This window comes from Pseudomonas sp. S3E17, from assembly GCF_024168685.1.
Taxonomy (GTDB): Bacteria; Pseudomonadota; Gammaproteobacteria; order Pseudomonadales; family Pseudomonadaceae; genus Aquipseudomonas; species Aquipseudomonas marginalis.
Genome location: NZ_JALJWE010000001.1, coordinates 6,024,070 through 6,043,214 on the forward strand (window position 1 = coordinate 6,024,070; position 19,145 = coordinate 6,043,214).

Here is a 19,145-nt window from a genome sequence, read left to right on the forward strand (position 1 = left end):
ACAACCTGCAGGTGTACTCAGTTTGATCCCGGTGATGGGACGGACTGGCCCGAAATAGACAAGGCGCGGCTATCGGTCAGTTCAAACCGGGCCTGGTTTTCAGTGGTCGAATCTGCCCCGACGAAGACGGTGAACGTGCCGGCCTCAATCACCGGCGAAAAGTTGCTGTCCAGCAGGGCAAAGTCCGCCTGGTCAAGGGTGAAGGTCAGCTCCCGCGCCTCGCCGGGCGCCAGCTGCACTTTGCGGAAACCGCGCAATTGGCGAACCGGGCGGGTCACGCTGGCGACATCATCGCGCAGGTATAACTGCACGATTTCTTCGCCTGGGCGCGCTCCGGTATTGGTGACGGTGACCGCCACGCTCAGCACTTGGGTGGACGCCAGCCGCTCTGTGCTGAGCCGCGGTGCGGAGTAGCTGAACGAGGTGTAGCTCAGGCCGAAGCCAAAGGGATAAAGCGGCGTCCAGTGTTCATCGATGTAGGCGGAGGCATAATGACCATCGCCGCTGGGCGGACGACCGGTGTTTTTGTGCGCGTAGTAGAGGGGAATCTGCCCCACGCTGCGGGGGAACGTGATCGGCAGTTTGCCGCTGGGGTTGACGTCACCAAACAGAATGTCGGCCACGGCATGGCCCATCTCACTGCCCAGGAACCAGGTTTCCAGCAGCGCCGGCGCCTGGCGCACGTTTTGCGAGAGCACCAGCGGGCGGCCATTCATCAACAGGATGACCACGGGTTTACCGCTGTCCAGGAGGGCACGCAACAGCACCTCCTGGGCACCCGGCAGGCCCAGGTCCGCGCGACTGCGGGCTTCGCCGCTCTGATCGGCGCGCTCGCCGAGTACGGCGATCACTACCTCGGCACGGCGGGCGGCCTGCCGGACCTCGTTGAGGTTCTGAGTCTCGTTGCTGATAGGCGAAGCGCCGGGCAGGTAAACCACCTCGGTGCCAGGCGCGACGGCGCGGCGTATGCCCTGCAAGACCGTGATCGAGTCTTCCGGATGAGCCGCCAAGGCCCAGGGACCGAGCGTGGCCTCGGCATCCGTGGCCAGGCTGCCGACCACCAGCACGTTGCGCAGGTGCTTGGACAGCGGCAGCAGGGCGTCGGTGTTTTTCAACAATACGATGGACTTCTGCGCGGCCTCGCGTGCCAGTGTCCGGTGTTGCGGAGTCAGGACATTGGCCCGTTGCCGCGCCTCGTCGCTGTAGCGGTAGGGATCGTCAAGCAGTCCCAGGCGCTGCTTGGCCTGGAGTACACGGCGCACCGCATTATCCACGGCGGTCAGGGAAACCTGGCCAGTGCGCACCAGGGTGGGCAGGTATTGGCGGTACGTCTGGCTGGCCATGTCGATGTCCACCCCCGCGCTGAACGCCAGCCGTGCCCGGTCGGCCGGACTGCCGGCGATGCCGTGCTGGCTCAGCTCCCAGAGGGCGTTGAAGTCACTGACAATGAGGCCACTGAACCGCCACTGATTGCGCAGCACACCGGTCAACAGTGCGGTGTTGCTGTGCAGGGGCGTTCCGGCCAGTTCGTTGAACGACGGCATGATCCCATCGACGCCAGCCGCCACGGCGGCCTGGAAAGGCGGCAAGTACACTTCCCGCAAGGTGCGTTCCGACACGTCGGCGACGTTGTAGTCGCGCCCGCCTTCGGCGGCACCGTAGGTCACGAAGTGTTTTGCGGTCGCCAGCATATATGACGGGTCGGCAGGCCCGGCGCCGTGGAACCCCCGCACCTTGGCGCTGGCCAGCGCTGCGCCCAGGAACGGATCTTCGCCGGTGCCTTCCACCACACGGCCCCAACGCGGGTCGCGGGCAATGTCGACCATGGGCGCGAAGGTCCAGTGTATGCCGCTGGCCGTCGCTTCAACGGCCGCCACGCGAGCGGTTCGTTGTGCCAGGTCAGCGTCCCAGGCCGCAGCTTCTGCCAACGGCACGGGAAATACGGTGCGAAACCCGTGGATCACATCAAAGGCAAACAACAACGGTATAGGCAGGCGCGAACGGGTGACGGCGTGTTCCTGCAACCGGCGGGTCTGTTCGACGCCGTAGGCGCCAAGGACCGAGCCCACGCTGTTCATGGGCAGTTGCGCCAGCTCGCCTGGGTCAATGGCCGGGCCGGTAGGTGTGTCCTGGACGCCGAGCTGGCTGAGTTGAGCGACTTTTTCTTCCAGCGTCATCTGCTGCAACAAGGCCTCTACGCGGTCCTGCTCGCCGGCGTGGAGAGCGTTGCCGCTGACATTGAGCGCCAGGCAGAGCAGCGCCCATTGACCGCCGAGCCTCATGGACTATTGCCTGGGGCAGCCGTTGAAGGGGTACCGATTGCCGTCGATTCGGAGTGGAAGGGATGGTACTGATACAGCCAGGTTTCTGACAGCGGCTGGCCGTCCAGGCGCAGGAACAGGCGCAATTCCACCGGGTCCTTGCCGTCGACGCTCAAGTCGAACTGTGCTCGCCAATGGCCGGCGACGCCGTCCGGCACCGCTTCGGTAAAGACCCGGCTGAGGGCGCCCCTGGAGCAACTGATCACGGCCTCGGGCTTGACCCCCGGTGCGAGTTTTTCCAAGGGGGCGCCCTGGAATTCCACCACGAATTTACGTACCCCCAGCGGGCGCGGCTCGCCCGGTGAGCCGCCTTTGCCCAGGCGTGTGGCCACGCACACCGCCAGTGGCGAAACGTAGGGTTCCTGGGCCAGCCAGTGCAGGCGATAACGCAGCGCATAACGGTTGCCCGCTTCCGCCGGGGCCGAGGGTACCCACATCGCGACGATGTTGTCGTGGATCTCGTCGTCGGTACCGTTTTCCATCAGTTGTACGCTGCCTTCGCCCCAATCGCCCAACGGTTCGACCCACAGGCTGGGGCGCTGTTGGTAATTCACCCCATCGAGGTAGTGGTCGAAATTACGGTCGCGCTGTAGCAGGCCGAAGCCCTTCGGTTGACGATCGCTGAACGCCGAAACCAGGGTGCGTGGCGGGTTGTTCAAGGGCCGCCAGATACGTTCTCCGTTGCCGGTCCACAGCGCCAGGCCGTCACTGTCGTGGACCTCAGGGCGCCAGTCGGCGGCGGTGCGCTTGGCGGTCTCACTGAACCAGAACATCGAGGTCAGCGGCGCAATGCCCAGCCGGCTGACGTTCTTGCGCAGGAAAAACGTGCAGTCGATGTCCATGACCACGCCCTGTGTACGGTGGATCACGAAACGGTAGGCGCCGCAGATACTGGGGCCGTCGAGCCGCGCGTAGAGGGTCATGGCGTTTGTGTGCTGGTTCTTTGGCGGCTCGAACCAGATGTGGGTGAAGTCGGGGAATTCTTCGGCCTTGCCGGCTTGTGCCACATCCAGGGCAATCGCCCGTGCCGACAAGCCGTACTGGTACAACTCGCCGATGGCCCGGAAGTACGACGCGCCAAGAAAGGCCACCCAGTCGTTTTGTTGCCACGCCAGCCTGGCCTGGTCGCCCAGGCGGCTTTCCTGGATACGAAAGCCGGCAAATCCACTGTTACGGGGCAGGGCATGGGCCGGGCTGTCGCCCGGCATATCAAAGTGCGCCGGGTCGTAGACGATCTCGCGTGCGATGCCGTTGTCCAGCACATACAGCCTGACGGGCGTGCGAAAAAACGACCCCAAGTGAAAGAATGTGATAGGGAACTTGCCCGGGCCTTTGGCGAACAGGGCGTGCTCGGGTTTGAAGCGGATTTGGCCGTGGGCGGCGTAGTCGAGCCGCGCCAGCAGCGCGGCCGATGCAGTGCTGGGGTAGGTGTAGGGTTTCAAGGCGTCGGCTTGTGCCTGTTCGATCAAGCCTTCGAAGGAAAAAGTACTGGACGGGTCGGCTGTATCGGCCGCCGGGGCGTCCCTGCCCAGTGGCATGAGCAAGGCGCCCAGTGACGCGTATGTGAGGAACTCGCGGCGCGTAGACATGGTGTCATTTCCTTCGACGATGAGAGCCCAGGCCTCACGTTCAGCACGCCACCGGCATGCAATCGTGTTGCTTGTGTGGAGTGTCGAGTCGGGAAAAGGGTCTGTCTACTGTCAGAAATAACAGGTTGCGAGGGCAGGCAGATCAATGATCTGAGCAGGTTTTGAAAAGGTCGATCGTTCATGCTGCGTCCGCTGCGAAATCGTGACCAAGGTTTGGCCATGCAGGTGCCCATTTCAGAGGCCTTGGCGTGCGGAACTCATAGGTCGCCCCTGGCCACTTAAACGGGAGTTCCCCAACCTTTCCCAAAGTGAGCCGACCATGATTAGCAATATCAATACTGCCCTGGCCGCAGTGGATCTGCTGACAGGCCTTGCCTCGTCGTCGCAGATGCCTTCTACCACGCCTCATCCTGTGCCAGACAGCGCGCGGTTCTTTACGTCGACACCCCGCGAATCTGCCCCCTTCATGGCCAATGGCAACCCTTTGGTCAAGTCCAGGCTCTATCAGCAAATGGCACCGTCATTATCGGCGCAAGCGCCCGTAGCCGCCGACCGCAGCTGGGTCCAAAAGGCAAGTGGCGACATCGCTCGGCACACCTGGTTTATTCCCGGCTTGAGCAACATGCTTCATGGGCTGGAAAAGTCAGATGGCAGTGTAGACGGGATGATGGACGGGCTGAAAAGCGGCCTTGATAAAACCCTGAAGACGGGTTTGGCCACAGCGATTGCGGGGGCGGCGAAGGGCGATTGGGTGTCGGTTCTAAACGGATACGGACAAGCGGTCGCCCATAACGAATCCACACCCAAGTCGGTCAAGTCGACGTTGGGGCTGACCCAGGCGCTGGGGGGCACGTTCACTGCCGCTGCTGGGCTTGCAGGAACGCTGAAAACAACGCCGACCGGGATTTGACCTCCCGCGTCCGAGCGATGTCCTTAACGCGCGGACGGCGTGCCCTACGCCGCCGTCTGCCGAATCGGCAATACCACGCGAAACTTCGTGCCCTTGCCCAGTTCGCTGCTGACAAAGATATCGCCATGGTGTTTCTTGACGATGCCGTAGGAGAGTGACAGTCCTAACCCAGTGCCTTCCCCCACCGGCTTGGTGGTGAAAAACGGGTCGAAGATTTTCTGCACCGCCTCGGGGGCAATCCCGCAGCCGTTGTCCGCCACTTCCAGCCACACGTGCTCGCCTTCCACACCGTTGCTGATGGTGATGATGCCGCGCTCCGGCCCCATGGCCTGAGCGGCATTGATCACCAGGTTCATCACCACCTGATTGAGCTGCGAGGCCAGGCATTCGATCTCTGGCAGCGGTGCATAGTGCTTGACCACATCGGCCTTGTACTTGAGTTCGCTGGCAACGATGTTCAGCGTCGAATCGATGCCCTGTTGCAGGTTTGCGAATTGCCAGGTCTGGTCGTTGTCCACCCGCGAGAAGTTTTTCAGGTCCTTGACGATCTGCACCACGCGGCCGATGCCCTCCTTGGACTCGCGGATCAACACCGGAATGTCTTCCTGTAGAAACTCCAGTTCCAGACGGGTGCGCAAGGCCTTGAGCGGCTCGTGCTGTTCACCGGTGGCGAGGCTTTCTTCGGCCTGCCGGTAAGCCTCCAGCATCTGTTGCAACTGGGCGAAGTAGCCGTCGAGGGTGCTGAGGTTGGACGAGATGAAGCCTACCGGGTTATTGATCTCATGGGCCACACCCGCAGCGAGTTGCCCCAGGGAGGCGAGTTTTTCCGACTGCACCAGTTGGCTTTCCAGGTGCTTGCGTTCTTCGATTTCCAGCTGCAGCGCGTGGGTGCGTTGTTCCACCAGCCGTTCCAGCTGGGTGGTTTGCAGCGCGGCGCGACGGGCCATGTCCCATTTATTGGCCAAGGTGTTGGCCATCTGCTGGACTTCGATGTTATCGAACGGTTTTTTCAGGATCAGCAAGCGATCATGGCCTTGCAGGCGGTCGAGCAGGTCCTCCCAGGAATAGTCCGAGTACGCGGTGCATACCACCACTTGCAGGTCGGGGGCGACTTTCCAGAGCTCTTCTATGGTCTTCGCGCCGTCCCAGCCCTGGGGCATGCGCATGTCGACAAATGCCAGGGCATAGGGCTGCTGGTGTGCCATGGCGGTGATGAGCAGCTGCAGGCCTTCTTCGCCGCCGTAGGCCGAGTGCAGGTCGAAGGGGGGAGCCGTGGGTTTGCTGGTTTCGCCGAACAATGCCGACTCCATGTCGTCCAGCTCCTGGTTGGATTCAGTGGGCGGCATCAGGATCTTGCGGAAATCCTCATGAATCGACGGCGTGTCATCAATCAACAGGATGCGCCGGTTGGGAGGCTGGTTCATACGAGGCTTCCGGCAGGAATGAGGGGGATCGTCAGGGTGAATAGCGCGCCCAGGCCCGGCCCGTCGCTGTGGGCGCTGAGGTGGCCGTCCATTTCGACGGCGGCCAGCGCGCAGCTGTGCAGCCCGAAACCGTGGCCTTCCTTGCGGGTGGTAAAACCGTGGGTAAATATCCGCGTCATGTTCTCGGCCGGTATGCCTTCGCCCTCGTCCTTCACGCTGATCTGCAACGTGTTGTCCTCCAGCGACTGGACCGTGAGGGTCATCTGCCGTGGCCGGTCAGTGAGGTTGGACATGGCGTACTTGGCGTTGCTGATCAGGTTGACCATGATCAGCAGCAAGCGGTGTTTGTCCGCGAGGACTTCCGGCACCTGCCCGTAGTGCTTGACCACTGTGACATTGTGCCGGCTCAGGGCCCCCGCGTTCATGCGCAGGGCGTCTTCCATCAAGGTGCTGATCTGCACCGGCTCCTTGAGCGAGGGCGCGCCCGCATAGGATTGTTGGGTGGAGACGATGTCCTTGATGTGGTCCACGCTTTTGCTCAATTGCCCCAGTTCCTCGATCAGGCCTTGTTGCTCGACGGCAATGGCGTCCACCAACTGGTTCAAGTAGCCGGGCAGCAGCTTGCCCTTCTCATCCTCGGTGATAAAAGTGCCCAGGTCGCCCTGGCGTTCGTTGATCAACTGCATGGCCTTGCCCAGGCCCATTGCCTTGCTGCTGCGCAGTTTGCGGGTGACCAGGTCGGCGGAAATGTTCACGCTGTTAAGCACGTTGCCGACGTTGTGCAGCACGTTGGTGGCGATCTCCGCCATGCCGGCCTGGCGTGCACTGTCCATCAGCTCGCTCTGGGCATCCTTGAGCTGTCGGGTGCGCCGTTCCACGCGCTGTTCAAGGGTTTCGTTCACCGCCTGCAAGGCGCGGTTGACACGGTTGATCTCGGCGAAACTGCGCAGCAGGCGAATCGTCAGGTACAGCAACAGGGCCACCAGCAGCGTGGAGAACACCAGCAGGTAACGGTGGTATTGCTGTTCGACCCGGTCCAGGGCCTGTTGGTCCAGGTTGAGGTGGGTGGTCAGGTCATCCAGGCGTTCGGCTACCGGAATGGCGGCGATCTGGTCGAGCAACGTGTTCACCACCGGCTGTTCACGCAGGATCAGTTCGATGTGATTGCTCAGGATCTCCACCGGGCCGCGGAATTCGCTGGGCAGCAGTTCCTGGTTGACGGCCAGCTTGCCCAGGCCGACGAGAATGTCGGCGGCGCGCTCGTCGCTGGTGACCTGGGCGAATTCAAGGCTGCTGAGCAGCAGGTCGTAGGTGTCGGTGGCCACGCTTTGCAGTTGCGCTTTTGTATCGTCGTTTACCTGGTTGAACTGCGCCTGGATATCGTCTTCGGCGGTCGGCAGGAAAGCCAGGGAGTTGCGCAATACCGCGTTATGGGACTTGAACTGGTCGACGCGCCGGGCCTTTTCCTGGATGGCCGCTTGATAAGCCTGCTGGCTGGCTTGCCAGGCGGGCAGGTCTTGCGGGCTGTGGTACGAGCCGCGTGCTTCCAGCTCGGCCCACAACCGGGTCATTTCCGTCAGGGGCGTCACCAGGGGGTCGTAGTTGTGGGTGATGGCGATCCTGGCCTTGAGGACTTCGCTGTCCCACTGGGCGTTGAGTTGCTGCAGTTGTCGGATCAGGTCCCGGGAGTGGGTGTAGGAAGACGCCTGGTCGCTGGACGACTTGATGTACAGAAAGATCAGCGTCGAGGCCAGCAACAGGGTGATCAACCCCAAGGCCAACTGGCTGGTGCGGCGGCGAGAAAGGGTCATGACGGTCTGCTCATAAAGGCTTGCCTTTCCATTCGCCGGTCAGGGTCTTGAGAAACTGGATGATCAGGTCTTTATCCTCCTGCGAAGGGTTGCGCCCCAGTTGGAACTTGAACATCACGTCGACGGCTTCTTCCAGGGTCTTGGCCGAGGCATCGTGAAAATACGGGGCCGTGACCGCGACGTTACGCAGGCTGGGGACCTTGAACACGTGCCGGTCTTCCTCATCCTTGGTCAGCAGGTAGCGCCCCAGGTCCGAGTCGACAGGGTTGCCGCGCACCTTGAAGTAGTCGCCCATCACGCCGAATTTCTGGAACATGTTGCCGCCGATGTTGATGCCCTGGTGACAGGCGATGCAACCGTAATCCTTGAAGCGCTGGTAGCCGTACTTTTCCTGGATCGTGAGGATGTCCGTGTTGCCCAGCAGGTACTGGTCAAACCGTGAGTTGGGCGTCAGCAGCGTGCGTTCATAGGTGGCCAGGGCGTTTTGCACATTGGCGGCGGTGACGCCATCGGGGTAGGCCTGTTTGAACGCTGCCTGGTAGGCGGGCAGGGCGGTCAGGTTCTGTACCACGGTGTTCCAGTCGCTGCCCATTTCCACCGGGCTGATGACCACTTGCTCGACCTGCGCTTCCAGGGTGTCCACGCGGCCATTCCAGAACTGTTTGAAGTTCAGGCTGGCATTGAATACCGACGGCGTATTGATCTCCACGGGCTTGCCGTCGAAACCCAGGGAGAAGGGCCTGGTGTCGGCGCCCCCGGCTTCGAGGTGATGGCAACTGGCGCAAGACAGCGTGTTGTTCACTGACAGGCGCGGCTCATTGAACAGCTGGCGGCCCAGCTCGACCTTGGCCGCATCCAGGTGCGGCACCGGCGGCAGGGGCTTGAGCGCTTCGTCCAGCGGCGCGGCCGTCACGGTCGTCCCCAGGCACAGCCCCAACGCGAGGATGGAACCGAAACGGTAGGTTGAAACGTCGCTCAAGCGAGCACTCCTTGCAGGCATAGGGCTATTGGTCGGGCATCAGTGTGGGGCTGCCCACCTGCAGCAACTGGGCGAAATCCTTCGCAGGCACGGCCTTGCTGAACAGAAAGCCCTGGCCTTCTTCACAGTGCTGGGCTCTCAGGAAGTCCAGCTGTTCGACGGTCTCCACCCCTTCGGCGATGATGTTCAGCTCCAGACTCTTGCCCATCCCGATGATAGCGCTGATCAGCTGCGCGTCCTGGCTATTTTCGTGCAGCCCGCGCACGAATGATTGGTCGATCTTCAGCACATCGATGGGAAAGCGTCGCAGGTAGCTGAGGCTGGAGTAGCCGGTGCCGAAATCATCCAGGGCCAGGCGCACGCCCATGGCCTTGATCCGGTTGAGGATATCGACCGTATCGTCGACATTCTGCATCAGCACGCTTTCGGTGATTTCCAGCTCCAGCTGGTTGGGCGGCAGGCCGGTCTGCTTGAGGATGGCGGCCAGGTTGTCGACAAACTCCCGCTGGCGGAAGTCGATGGCCGAGATGTTCACCGAGATGCGCAGCGGCGCCAGGCCCATGGCGCGCCAGGCCTGTGCCTGTTCGCAGGCGTGGCGCAGCACCCACTGGGTCAAGGGCACGATCAGCCCGCTGTCTTCGGCCACCGGAATGAAGTCGGCCGGGTGGACCCAGCCCGAGCGCGGTTGAAACCAGCGGATCAGCGCCTCTGCGCCGAGGATCCGCCCGGTTTTCAGGTCCAGCTTGGGCTGGTAGTGCAGCGCAAACTCATCGTGCTCCAGGGCCTGGCGGATCGCGCTTTCCAGGTTCTGCTGGTGCCGGGCGCGCAGGTTCATGTCTTCGGTGTAGAAACTCAGGTCGTCCGGGCCACGCTCCTTGGTGGTGTGCATGGCGGTTTCGGCGTGCTTGATCAGTTCCACCGCAGTGCTGCTGTCGTTCGGGTAGATGCTGATGCCGAGGCTGGCGGTGACGCTCAGGTCGTGCCCTGCGACATGCCGGGTAACGCTGATGGCCTGGAGCACCTTCTGGGCGATGTGCTGGGTTTGCTGGGGATGCTGGACATCATTGAGCAGGATCACGAACTCGTCCGAACCATAGCGAAACACCGAGTCCGACTCACGCACGGCCGCCACCAGGCTTTGGCTGACCTGCTGGAGCACCTCATCCCCCACCGGATAACCCAGGGCGTTGTTGATGCGCTTGAAGCGGTCGAGCCCGATAAACATCACCGCCAGTTGCGTGTCATGGCGCCGGCCCAGGGCAATGGCCTGGGTCAGGCGGTCGCCCAGCAGCGTGCTGTTGGGCAGCTCCGTGAGCGCGTCGTATTGCAGCAGGTGCGAGACTTTCAGCAACTCCTGCACGCGTTCCTCAATCGTGCGTTCGAGCCCGATCACCTTGAGGGCGGCATCCTGGGCGAGCTGCCATTTCCAGGTCAGGGCGCTGGCCATCTGGCGGATTTCCAGGTGGTCGAAGGGCTTCTTCAGGATCAGCAACTGGTCGTTGTACTTCAATCGCGCTTCGATCGCTTCAAAGGAATAGTCGGAATAGGCGGTGCACAGGGCGATCTGCAGGTTGGGATCGACGTTCCACAACTGCTCGATGGTTTGCAGGCCGTCCCAGCCGGGCGGCATGCGCATGTCGATGAACGCCATGGCGTAGGGGGTGTTGGTTGCCAGGGCCCGGTTCACCAGATCCAAGGCCTCCTGGCCCTGGTAGGCGGAATCGAGGATAAACGCCTGGCGAGCGACGGTGGTGGTGCCGAACAGGGTCTGCTCAAGGGTATCCAGGGAGGGCTCGGCGTCGGCGTCGGCGCACAGGATCTTGCGAAAGTCCAGGTGGATGGACGTGACATCATCGACGATCAGGATGCGACGGTTGGCCCGCTCAGGGTTCGGGTTCATAGTGCGCGCCTTATCTGCAAACGGTTCGACGGCATAACCATTCCTTCCTTGGTTCCGTGGCTGAGCGGGGCGCAGGCCTGCCGTGACAGTGTAGTCGAGGTCCCTTGAATTCGGCGGCTAGTTGGCGTCAAATCAACCCCGCGCCTTAAGCGAGGGAAGACGGCTTGGCACACGGGTTCAAATCAGCTCAATTCAGTTCAATGTGAAGGCGCAGCAGGCATGGATGAACAACTTGCGACGAAACCCACTATTTTGCTGGTCGACGATGAAGAGTCGATTCTCAACAGCTTGCGTCGCCTGTTGCGCGGCCAACCCTTCGATGTCGTGCTTGCGGGCAGCGGTGCCGAGGCCCTGGAGATCATGGCCGCCCAGCCCATCGACCTGGTGATGAGCGATGCGCGTATGCCCGGCATGGACGGCGCACAATTGCTGGCTGAGGTTCATCGCCTTTATCCCGCCACCAGTCGCATCCTGCTCACCGGCTACGCCGACCTGCCGACGATCATCAAGGCGATCAACGAAGGGGCGATCCACCGCTATATCGGCAAACCCTGGAACGACGACGAACTGAAGCTGATCCTGCAGCAGGCCCTGGAATTTCAGCGGCTGGAACGCCTGGCCCATCAGCAGAACGACCAGCTCAAGCTGTTGAACGCGACCCTGGAAAAGCGCGTGGCAGCACGCACCAGTGAGTTGCAACAGACCGCCGACATGCTCGACCTGGCCTACGACGAGCTCAAGCGCAGCTACGTGACCGGCACCGAAGTGTTTTCGTTGCTGGCCAACCTGCGCCTGCCCAAGAACAAACAGACCAACCGCGCACTGATCGAACTGGTGCGGGTGTACTGCACCGCCCAGTCCATAGACGAAGCCAGCGCCCGCGACATGGCCATGGCCGCCGCGCTGTACAACATCGGCAAGCTGAGCTGGAGCGATAGCATGTTGATCGAGCCGGCCGACAAGCTGCACAGCACCGATCGCGAGCGCTACCGTGGCTATCCGGCCCAGAGCGAATCGCTGCTGATGACCCTGGAGCCGATGAAAGATGCGGCGCGGATTATCCGTCATCACCAGGAGCGCTGGGACGGCAGTGGCTTCCCCGACCACCTCAAGGGCGATGCGATTCCGTTCGGTTCACGCCTGCTGAAACTGGCGGTGGACTTCATCGAGTTGCAGAAAGGCCTGATCCTTGAGCGGCACCTGAACAGCGATGAAGCGCTGTTGTATATCCGCAAATATGCCGGGCGCCTCTACGATCCGGACCTGGTCGAGGACTTCATCCTGGCGTGCGCTGCGTTTCTCAGTGATGTGACCCTGGGCGATCCCACGGTCAAGGTGCTCACCACCCGTGAGCTGGAAGACGGTATGGTCCTGGCGCGTAACCTCAACGCCGATAACGGCATGTTGCTCCTTAACGCCGGCAAGGTGCTGAACCTGCCGTTGGTGGACAAGCTGATTGCGTTCGAGGCGATGGAAGGCGCCAAGTACAGCGTGTTCATCAAGGAGCCGGACGAGAGCGAAGGGGTGCTCCATTAATTTTCATTGTTTGAGTTCAAGGTTTTCAGTTCATGCCTAGCACTATCCGTATCGCCGCTGCCCTGCTGATCGGCAGCGACGGCCACACCTTGCTGGTGCGCAAGCGCGGCACCCAGGCCTTTATGCAACCCGGTGGCAAGATCGACGCCGGTGAGCAGCCCGCCGAGGCCCTGGCCCGCGAGCTGTACGAAGAGCTGAACCTGCGCATCGAGCCCGGCGACGCGGTCTACCTTGGTCACTTCTCGGCCCCTGCGGCCAACGAACCGGGGTTTACCGTGGACGCTGAATTGTTCCAGGTGCAGATCGATGTTCCGGTCAGTCCGGCCGCTGAAATCGAAGAGGTGCGCTGGATCGACCCGGCCGGTGATGGCGGCCTGGTGCTGGCGCCCTTGACCCGTGACCTGATCCTGCCGTTTTACCGCGCGTCATTGACCACGCCGGCCTGACGCGAATGAGCGTCCGTGCGCTGGGGGCCAGCGATGCCGAGGCTTATCGGGCGTTGATGCTGGAAGCCTACGGCGCCTATCCCCAGGCGTTCACTTCCAGCGTGGCCGAGCGTGCGGCGATGCCCTTGAGCTGGTGGGAAAAGCGCCTGGAGAGTCCGCTGGATCGTTTGCTCGGCGCGTACGCCGGGGATGAGCTGGCCGGCATCGTCGGCCTGGCCTTCGAGCCTCGGGAGAAGGCGCGGCACAAAGTGACCCTGTTCGGCATGTACGTGACCCAGGCGCACCAGCACAAAGGTCTGGGCCGGCGATTGGTCGAGGCCGCGCTGGATGAGGCACGCCAACATCCGCGCCTGAAAGTGATCCAACTGACCGTCACCGCCGGCAACGACGCGGCGTTTGCGCTGTACCGACGCTGCGGGTTTATCCAGTACGGCCTGGAACCGCTGGCGGTGCGGGTGGGTATGGACTACTTCGACAAAATCTACATGTGGCGCGAACTCAACGCTGACTGAGAGCCAATGTGGGAGGGGGCAAGCACCCCACATTTAGAACCGTATTGTTTCAGCGCACCGCGCTCACGCCATCCAGCGTTGAAAACGACGTGTCCTTGGCCGTCAGCAAAAAATCGCGCATATACGGCGCATCCAGCATGTCCGCACGAATCCCCGCATACAGCGTCGCAAACAAGCCTTTCTCGCCCAGGCGCTTGGCCTTCACGTAGCCGCGCGAGCTGTATTCATGCAGGGCCCAATGGGGCATGCCGCACACGCCGCGACCGCTGGCGACCAGTTGCATCATCATCACCGTCAGTTCCGAGGTGCGCACCTGGGCCGGTTCCACGTCGGCCGGTTCCAGGAAGCGGGTGAAGATGTCCAGGCGGTCGCGCTCCACCGGGTAGGTGATCAGGGTTTCGCTCAGCAGGTCTTCGGGCACGATGTACGCCTTGTTCGCCAGCGCGTGCTGGTTGGCCACGGCGAGCATGGCTTCGTAGGTGAACAGCGGCACATAGGTGATGCCCGGCAGCTCCAGCGGGTCGGATGTCACCACCAGGTCCAGGTCGCCACGGGCCAGGGCCGGCAGCGGCGCGAACGCAAAGCCCGAGGCCAGGTCCAGCTCGACTTCCGGCCAGGCATCGCGGAACTGGTCGATGGTCGGCATCAGCCACTGGAAACAACTGTGGCACTCGATCGCCATGTGCAGGCGTCCGGCGGTGCCACCGGCCAGGCGCGCGATATCGCGCTCGGCACCGCGCAGCAGGGGCAGGGTGGCGTCGGCCAGTTGCAGCAGGCGCAGGCCGGCGCTGGTGAAACGCACGGGTTTGGTCTTGCGCACGAACAGCGGCATGCCCAGGCGCTCTTCCAGCTCCTTGAACTGGTGGGACAGTGCCGATTGCGTCAGGTGGAGGCGCTCGGCGGCCTCCACCAGGCTGTCGGCCTCGCGCAAGGCGTGCAGGGTCTTGAGGTGACGGATCTCGAGCACGGGCTCTCCATGAAGACAATTTGTGACGAAGCGGAATAGCGTGAGTTTGTCTCATGTTGTAACCCGTGTCGACCATGACCGCCGGGCACTCTTCATCAAACTGTCATGGAACTGTGGCAGTGCCCTTGAACAAACTTCATCAGACTCGCGCTCTACTGGGGTTCTGCGTTTCGGTGTTTTTCATGCGCGTGTTGCTTTTACTGGCCGCTCTACTGTTCGGCCTGCCGTCTTTTGCGGCGTCTCGATGTGATGTCAATGTCCCGACCCAAACGGTCGACCTGGCCCAGGTGAGCATCGCCTACCAGAGTATCGGCCGTGCGTCCGACCCGGCCTTGCTGCTGGTGATGGGCCTGGGCGGGCAACTGATTCACTGGCCCGACGAAGTCGTCGTTGCCCTATGCCAGCAGGGTTTCCGGGTGATCCGCTACGACAACCGCGATGTGGGCCTGTCCACCTGGCGCCAGGCGCCGGCGAACGCCAACCTGACCTTTGAAGTGCTGCGCTACAAGCTCGGCCTGCCGGTATCGGCGCCGTACACGCTGACGGATATGGCCGATGACGCCCTGGGCCTGATGGACGCCTTGCAGATCCAGCAGTTCCACGTACTGGGTGCGAGCATGGGCGGCATGATCGCCCAGCACCTGGCGGCGATGGCGCCGCAGCGCGTGGAAAGCCTGACCCTGGTCATGACCAGTTCCGGCGCCGAAGGCTTGCCGGCCCCGAATGCGGCGCTGGTGCAGTTATTGTCGCGACGCAGTGCGCCGAATCGCGAAGTGGCGCTGGAGCAGCAGGCCGACTTGCTCGCGGCGCTGGGCAGCCCGACGGTGAAGGACGATCGCCAGGTGTTGCTGCACCAGGCGGCGCTGTCCTATGACCGCGCCTTCAACCCGGACGGCGTGAAGCGCCAGATCATGGCGATCCTCGCCGAACCCAGCCGTGTGCCGTTGCTCAACCAGCTGCGCGTGCCGACACTGGTGGTCCACGGCACCGCCGACCCTTTGCTGCCGGTGATGCACGGCGTGCACCTGGCGGCGCATATCCAGGGCAGCCAGTTGAAGTTGATTCCCGGCATGGCCCATCGTTTCCAGGAAGCGTTCAAGGCGCCGCTGCTGACGGCGGTGCTGCCGTACCTGCAGGCTCATCGTGAAGATGCCGCCCATTGGGCGCAGATCGATCCGGTCGGGCCTTCGAAGCTGCTGTGACATTGGTGTATCGTGCACCCTTTACGGCGTATTGAAGCCTGCGAGGTTGCCTGTCATGAGTACTCCCCTGAAAATCGATTTCGTCAGCGACGTGTCCTGCCCCTGGTGCATCATCGGTCTGCGCGGCCTGACCGAAGCCCTCGACCAGCTTGGCACCGAGGTGCAGGCCGAGATCCATTTCCAGCCGTTCGAACTGAACCCGAACATGCCCGCCGAAGGGCAAAATATCGTCGAACACATCACCGAGAAATACGGCTCCAGCGCCGAAGAGTCCCAGGCCAACCGTGCGCGTATCCGCGACATGGGCGCCGAGCTGGGCTTTGCCTTCCGCACCGACGGCCAGAGCCGTATCTACAACACCTTCGACGCACACCGCCTGCTGCATTGGGCCGGGCTCGAGGGCTTGCAGTACAACCTCAAGGAAGCGTTGTTCAAGGCCTACTTCAGCGATGGCCAGGACCCTTCCGATCACGCCACCCTGGCGATCATCGCCGAAAGCGTCGGCCTGGATATAAAGCGCGCCGCCGAGATTCTCGCCAGCGATGAATACGCCGCCGAAGTCCGTGAGCAAGAGCAGTTGTGGATATCCCGTGGGGTGAGCTCGGTGCCGACCATCGTGTTCAACGACCAGTACGCCGTCAGCGGTGGCCAGCCGGCGGAAGCCTTTGTGGGTGCGATTCGCCAGATCATCAACGAAGCTAAAAACTAAAATCGAACACTGATCCAAATGTGGGAGGGGGCTTGCCCCCGAGAGCGGTGGCACATTCAACATCTTTGTTGACTGACACTCTGCTATCGGGAGCAAGCCCCCTCCCACATTTGTTTCTCACTGTCCTTGAGGTAAGCGCTGGCCCGCCCCTTGCATTGTCCCCCTAAAGCCATAGGGGAAACATGACCTTGAACATTCTCGACCTCGACCACAGCCTCACCGGTCAGGCACCGATTGCCCGGCGCCTGGCCAGTGGCCGTGCCACACGTATCGACCTGCTGGACCTGGGCCCGAAGCTGCGCCTGTGGTCCACCGAAAAAACCTGGAAGCGCTTCGCCGAACGCCTGGCCCGGCGGCCCCGGCCCACGGATGCGCGCCCGGAAATCCTGTTCGTCGGCTCCGGCGATTATCACCACCTGACGCCGGCGTTTCTGGCCGACCTGAAAGAACCCATCAGCCTGATCCACTTCGACAACCACCCCGACTGGGTGCGCTTTGCGCCCAAGCGTCACTGTGGCTCATGGGTCAACCGCGCACTGAACATGCCGGCGATCAAACGCATCGTCACCCTCGGCCCATGCAGCGATGACCTGCATAACCCGCAACTGCGTGGCGGCAACCTCGGAGCCCTCAAGCGCGGGCGCCTGCAACTGTTCCCCTGGCAGCACCCGCCGTCGAAAGTCTGGGGCCGGGTCGGCGATGGCGCCGGCCACCAGCAGCAGGAAAACCACCTGCACTGGCGCAACCTGGCGGAGCTGGACTGGGCTGCGTTTCTCGAGCAGATGATCGGCAGCCTGCCCACCGAAGCGATCTGGATCACCATCGACAAAGACGTGCTCGCCAGTGAAGACGCCGCCACCAACTGGGACCAGGGCGGCATGCGCCTGACCCATCTGCTGCAAGCCCTGCGCGCATTGGCGGCACGCAAGCGCATCATCGGCATCGACGTGTGCGGCGAGTTCGCCACGCCGGTGTTCAGCAACGCGTTCAAGCGTTGGGAAGCCAAGTCCGACCAGCCGCCCGCGGAGCGCTGGAGCCCGGAGGATCTGCAGCGTAACGCCGCCACCAATGAAGCCTTGATCGACCTGTTTGAGGAGCTGTTCCCGTGACCTTGACTGTGGTGTTGCTCGTGGCCTTTTCCATCGTGCTCGATGTGATCGGCCAACTGTGTTTCAAGCTCGGCCTGGACCGCTTGCCGGAGCTGGAGGGCGGTTTTCGCCTGAATGCGTTCTGGGGCCAGGTGTTCAATGCGCCGTTGCTGTGGGCGGGGATCGGTGCCTATGTAATCGAGTTTTTCGTGTGGCTCGAAGCGCTGTCTCGTGCGCCGTTGAGCTTGTTATTCCCGGCGGCGGCCCTGGCTTATTGCGGGGTGGTGCTGGCCGGCAAGGTGGTACTGGGCGAAACCGTCAGCCGCCGTCGTTGGCTGGGCACGCTGGTGATTACCTTGGGTGTGATGCTGGTAGCGATTGCTGGGAGTCAGGCATGAGTACGCAAACGATGCATACCGGTTGGTTGCATGGGCGCCTCGGCACGGTGGTGCTGTGGGCCTTGCTGATCTGCACCGAGAGTGCCGGGCAGCTGTTTACCAAAGTTGCAGGGGACCAGCTGGGGCAGATGGATTTCAACTGGCTGTGGTTGTCCGAGGTGGCGCGCAACCCGGGGATCCTGGCGGCGATTGCCAGCTACATCGGCGCGTTTTTCGTGTGGATGCTGATCCTGCGGCGCAGCAGCCTGTCCCTGGCGTTTCCCCTGAGTTCACTGGTGTTTGTGGTGGTGTTGCTCGGTTCGTGGCTGGGGCTGGGGGAACATATCAGCCCGCTGCATTGGGTGGGCGTTGCGGTGATTATCGGCGGAATCGCGCTGTTGGCCGAGGGCGAGGAAAACTGAAAAACGGACCTATGTGGGGGCTTGCTCCCACATGTTGTCCGAAGTGATCAATCGAACGTGTAGCTGATCGCCGTCTGTACCTGGCCCTGGTTCACGTCGCCAGTCTCCTTGACGATGCTGCTGTTGGCCGCCGAGCCCACCAGGTGGATCCAGCTGGCGCTGGTCAGCAGCGACCAGTGGGAGGCCAGGGGGAACTCGAAGCTTTGGGTCAGCGTGAGGTTCTGGAATCCGCCGCTGGCGTTGTAGGGGCGAATGCCGGAGGCCGCGGATTCATTGGCGTCTACCCCGAAATAGGTCTGAGTCTGGCGCGCATCGGCGAAATTCGCCGCCAGGCCGCTGCTGCCGATAACCCCACCACCCAGTGGGTAGCCCAGCTCGCCGCCGACCTTGCCCAGCGCGCCGCTCTGCGAATGCCCGCCGCCCACGGCCTGGCCCATCCGGGCGTACACGCGCCAGAAGTCGGCCGGCGCGTATTGGATGAAACCGCCCACTTCCGCCATGTCCGACACATTGCGCAGGCCTTGCAGCTCGCCGTTGGAGGTACGCCCCTGCAGGTAGTTGATATAGGGGCCGGCGGTAAAACCGTTGGTGTTCAGGGCGCTCCAGGTCAGGCCGTCATCGGTGCTCAGGCTGACAGGGCCCCAGTCCAGGTCCAGGTAGGGCACGGGGCGGGTTTCGTAGCGGCTGCCGGTGGGGTCGTGGGGTTGATAACTGAGGCCCGCGCCGACTTCACCGGTGACCGGGGCTGCCAGGGCGGTGCCGGCAATGCCCCACAGCCCCAGTAAACCGGCGAATACAGCGCAAGTGAGTTTGAGCATGGAGCAGGTTCCTTATGTGGACATGCGCGCATGAACGCGCGAAGGGCATCCCTTGCGCAAGCACTCATCTTGTTTGTAGCGAGCTACAAAAATTGTAGCTTGCACGACACATATCTCCACCGCTAACGCCAGAA

General features: G+C 62.4%; 17 protein-coding genes. 9 read left to right on the forward strand and 8 right to left on the reverse strand.

Translation table 11 applies throughout. The annotated features are described in order from the left end of the window. Positions 1-17 precede the first annotated feature (17 nt). Positions 18-2,282 (reverse strand): beta-glucosidase BglX, encoded by a 2,265-nt coding sequence (gene bglX, locus J3D60_RS27195; RefSeq protein ID WP_253493439.1) that lies wholly within the window; start codon positions 2,280-2,282, stop codon positions 18-20. Then, positions 2,279-3,859 (reverse strand): glucan biosynthesis protein, encoded by a 1,581-nt coding sequence (locus J3D60_RS27200; protein ID WP_253494047.1) that lies wholly within the window; start codon positions 3,857-3,859, stop codon positions 2,279-2,281. The genes bglX and J3D60_RS27200 overlap by 4 nt, the downstream gene beginning before the upstream one ends. 370 nt (positions 3,860-4,229) lie before the next feature. On the opposite strand from J3D60_RS27200, the gene J3D60_RS27205 reads away from it, so the two are divergent. Further along, complete coding sequence (locus tag J3D60_RS27205; RefSeq protein WP_253493441.1) at positions 4,230-4,820, forward strand: hypothetical protein; 591 nt, start codon at positions 4,230-4,232, stop codon at positions 4,818-4,820. Between the two features lie 44 nt (positions 4,821-4,864). Here the strand turns inward: J3D60_RS27205 and J3D60_RS27210 are convergent, their stop codons facing one another. The 4 genes from J3D60_RS27210 to J3D60_RS27225 are packed head-to-tail and all read right to left on the reverse strand — an operon-like array spanning position 4,865 to position 10,934. Beyond that, a complete protein-coding gene (locus J3D60_RS27210) occupies positions 4,865-6,244 on the reverse strand; it encodes an ATP-binding protein (RefSeq protein ID WP_065938675.1) in 1,380 nt (459 codons plus the stop codon). After that, positions 6,241-8,055 carry a DAHL domain-containing protein gene (locus tag J3D60_RS27215; protein WP_253493443.1) on the reverse strand — a complete coding sequence of 605 codons (1,815 nt, stop codon included), beginning with the start codon at positions 8,053-8,055 and terminating at the stop codon, positions 6,241-6,243. Before J3D60_RS27215 ends, J3D60_RS27210 begins: the two co-directional genes overlap by 4 nt. A gap of 10 nt (positions 8,056-8,065) precedes the next feature. Further along, positions 8,066-9,034: a cytochrome-c peroxidase gene (locus tag J3D60_RS27220; protein ID WP_253493446.1), complete on the reverse strand. Its 969-nt coding sequence runs from the start codon at positions 9,032-9,034 to the stop codon at positions 8,066-8,068. 25 nt (positions 9,035-9,059) lie between these two features. After that, a complete protein-coding gene (locus J3D60_RS27225) occupies positions 9,060-10,934 on the reverse strand; it encodes a bifunctional diguanylate cyclase/phosphodiesterase (RefSeq protein WP_065938678.1) in 1,875 nt (624 codons plus the stop codon). A 219-nt stretch (positions 10,935-11,153) separates the two neighbouring features. Between J3D60_RS27225 and J3D60_RS27230 the strand changes: the two genes are divergently transcribed. From J3D60_RS27230 to J3D60_RS27240, 3 genes are read left to right on the forward strand one after another with little or no spacing between them, the layout of a single operon-like run. Beyond that, on the forward strand, positions 11,154-12,470 hold the full coding sequence (locus J3D60_RS27230; protein ID WP_065938679.1) for an HD domain-containing phosphohydrolase: 1,317 nt from the start codon (positions 11,154-11,156) through the stop codon (positions 12,468-12,470). Between the two features lie 32 nt (positions 12,471-12,502). After that, complete coding sequence (locus tag J3D60_RS27235) at positions 12,503-12,916, forward strand: NUDIX domain-containing protein (RefSeq protein WP_092487404.1); 414 nt, start codon at positions 12,503-12,505, stop codon at positions 12,914-12,916. Positions 12,917-12,921: 5 nt separating this feature from the next. Further along, complete coding sequence (locus J3D60_RS27240) at positions 12,922-13,428, forward strand: GNAT family N-acetyltransferase (protein ID WP_253493449.1); 507 nt, start codon at positions 12,922-12,924, stop codon at positions 13,426-13,428. 49 nt (positions 13,429-13,477) lie between these two features. Here the strand turns inward: J3D60_RS27240 and metR are convergent, their stop codons facing one another. Next, entirely contained in the window at positions 13,478-14,395 is a 918-nt protein-coding gene (metR, locus tag J3D60_RS27245; RefSeq protein ID WP_027604617.1) for a transcriptional regulator MetR, read from the reverse strand. A 182-nt stretch (positions 14,396-14,577) separates the two neighbouring features. On the opposite strand from metR, the gene J3D60_RS27250 reads away from it, so the two are divergent. The 5 genes from J3D60_RS27250 (at position 14,578) to J3D60_RS27270 (ending at position 18,193) form a co-directional block, all read left to right on the forward strand. Next, on the forward strand, positions 14,578-15,597 hold the full coding sequence (locus tag J3D60_RS27250; protein WP_065938682.1) for an alpha/beta fold hydrolase: 1,020 nt from the start codon (positions 14,578-14,580) through the stop codon (positions 15,595-15,597). A 55-nt stretch (positions 15,598-15,652) separates the two neighbouring features. After that, positions 15,653-16,306, forward strand: a complete 654-nt coding sequence (locus J3D60_RS27255; RefSeq protein ID WP_065938683.1) for a DsbA family oxidoreductase — start codon at positions 15,653-15,655, stop codon at positions 16,304-16,306. Between the two features lie 188 nt (positions 16,307-16,494). Then, positions 16,495-17,415, forward strand: a complete 921-nt coding sequence (locus tag J3D60_RS27260; RefSeq protein WP_253494048.1) for an arginase — start codon at positions 16,495-16,497, stop codon at positions 17,413-17,415. Next, positions 17,412-17,792 carry a transporter gene (locus J3D60_RS27265; protein WP_065938684.1) on the forward strand — a complete coding sequence of 127 codons (381 nt, stop codon included), beginning with the start codon at positions 17,412-17,414 and terminating at the stop codon, positions 17,790-17,792. The genes J3D60_RS27260 and J3D60_RS27265 overlap by 4 nt, the downstream gene beginning before the upstream one ends. Then, the gene (locus tag J3D60_RS27270) at positions 17,789-18,193 is read left to right on the forward strand and encodes an EamA family transporter (protein WP_065938685.1); all 405 of its coding nucleotides are present in this window, start codon (positions 17,789-17,791) and stop codon (positions 18,191-18,193) included. The genes J3D60_RS27265 and J3D60_RS27270 overlap by 4 nt, the downstream gene beginning before the upstream one ends. 47 nt (positions 18,194-18,240) lie before the next feature. On the opposite strand, the gene J3D60_RS27275 is transcribed toward J3D60_RS27270, so the two are convergent. Further along, the gene (locus tag J3D60_RS27275; RefSeq protein ID WP_065938686.1) at positions 18,241-19,011 is read right to left on the reverse strand and encodes a MipA/OmpV family protein; all 771 of its coding nucleotides are present in this window, start codon (positions 19,009-19,011) and stop codon (positions 18,241-18,243) included. Between the last annotated feature and the right edge of the window lie 134 nt (positions 19,012-19,145).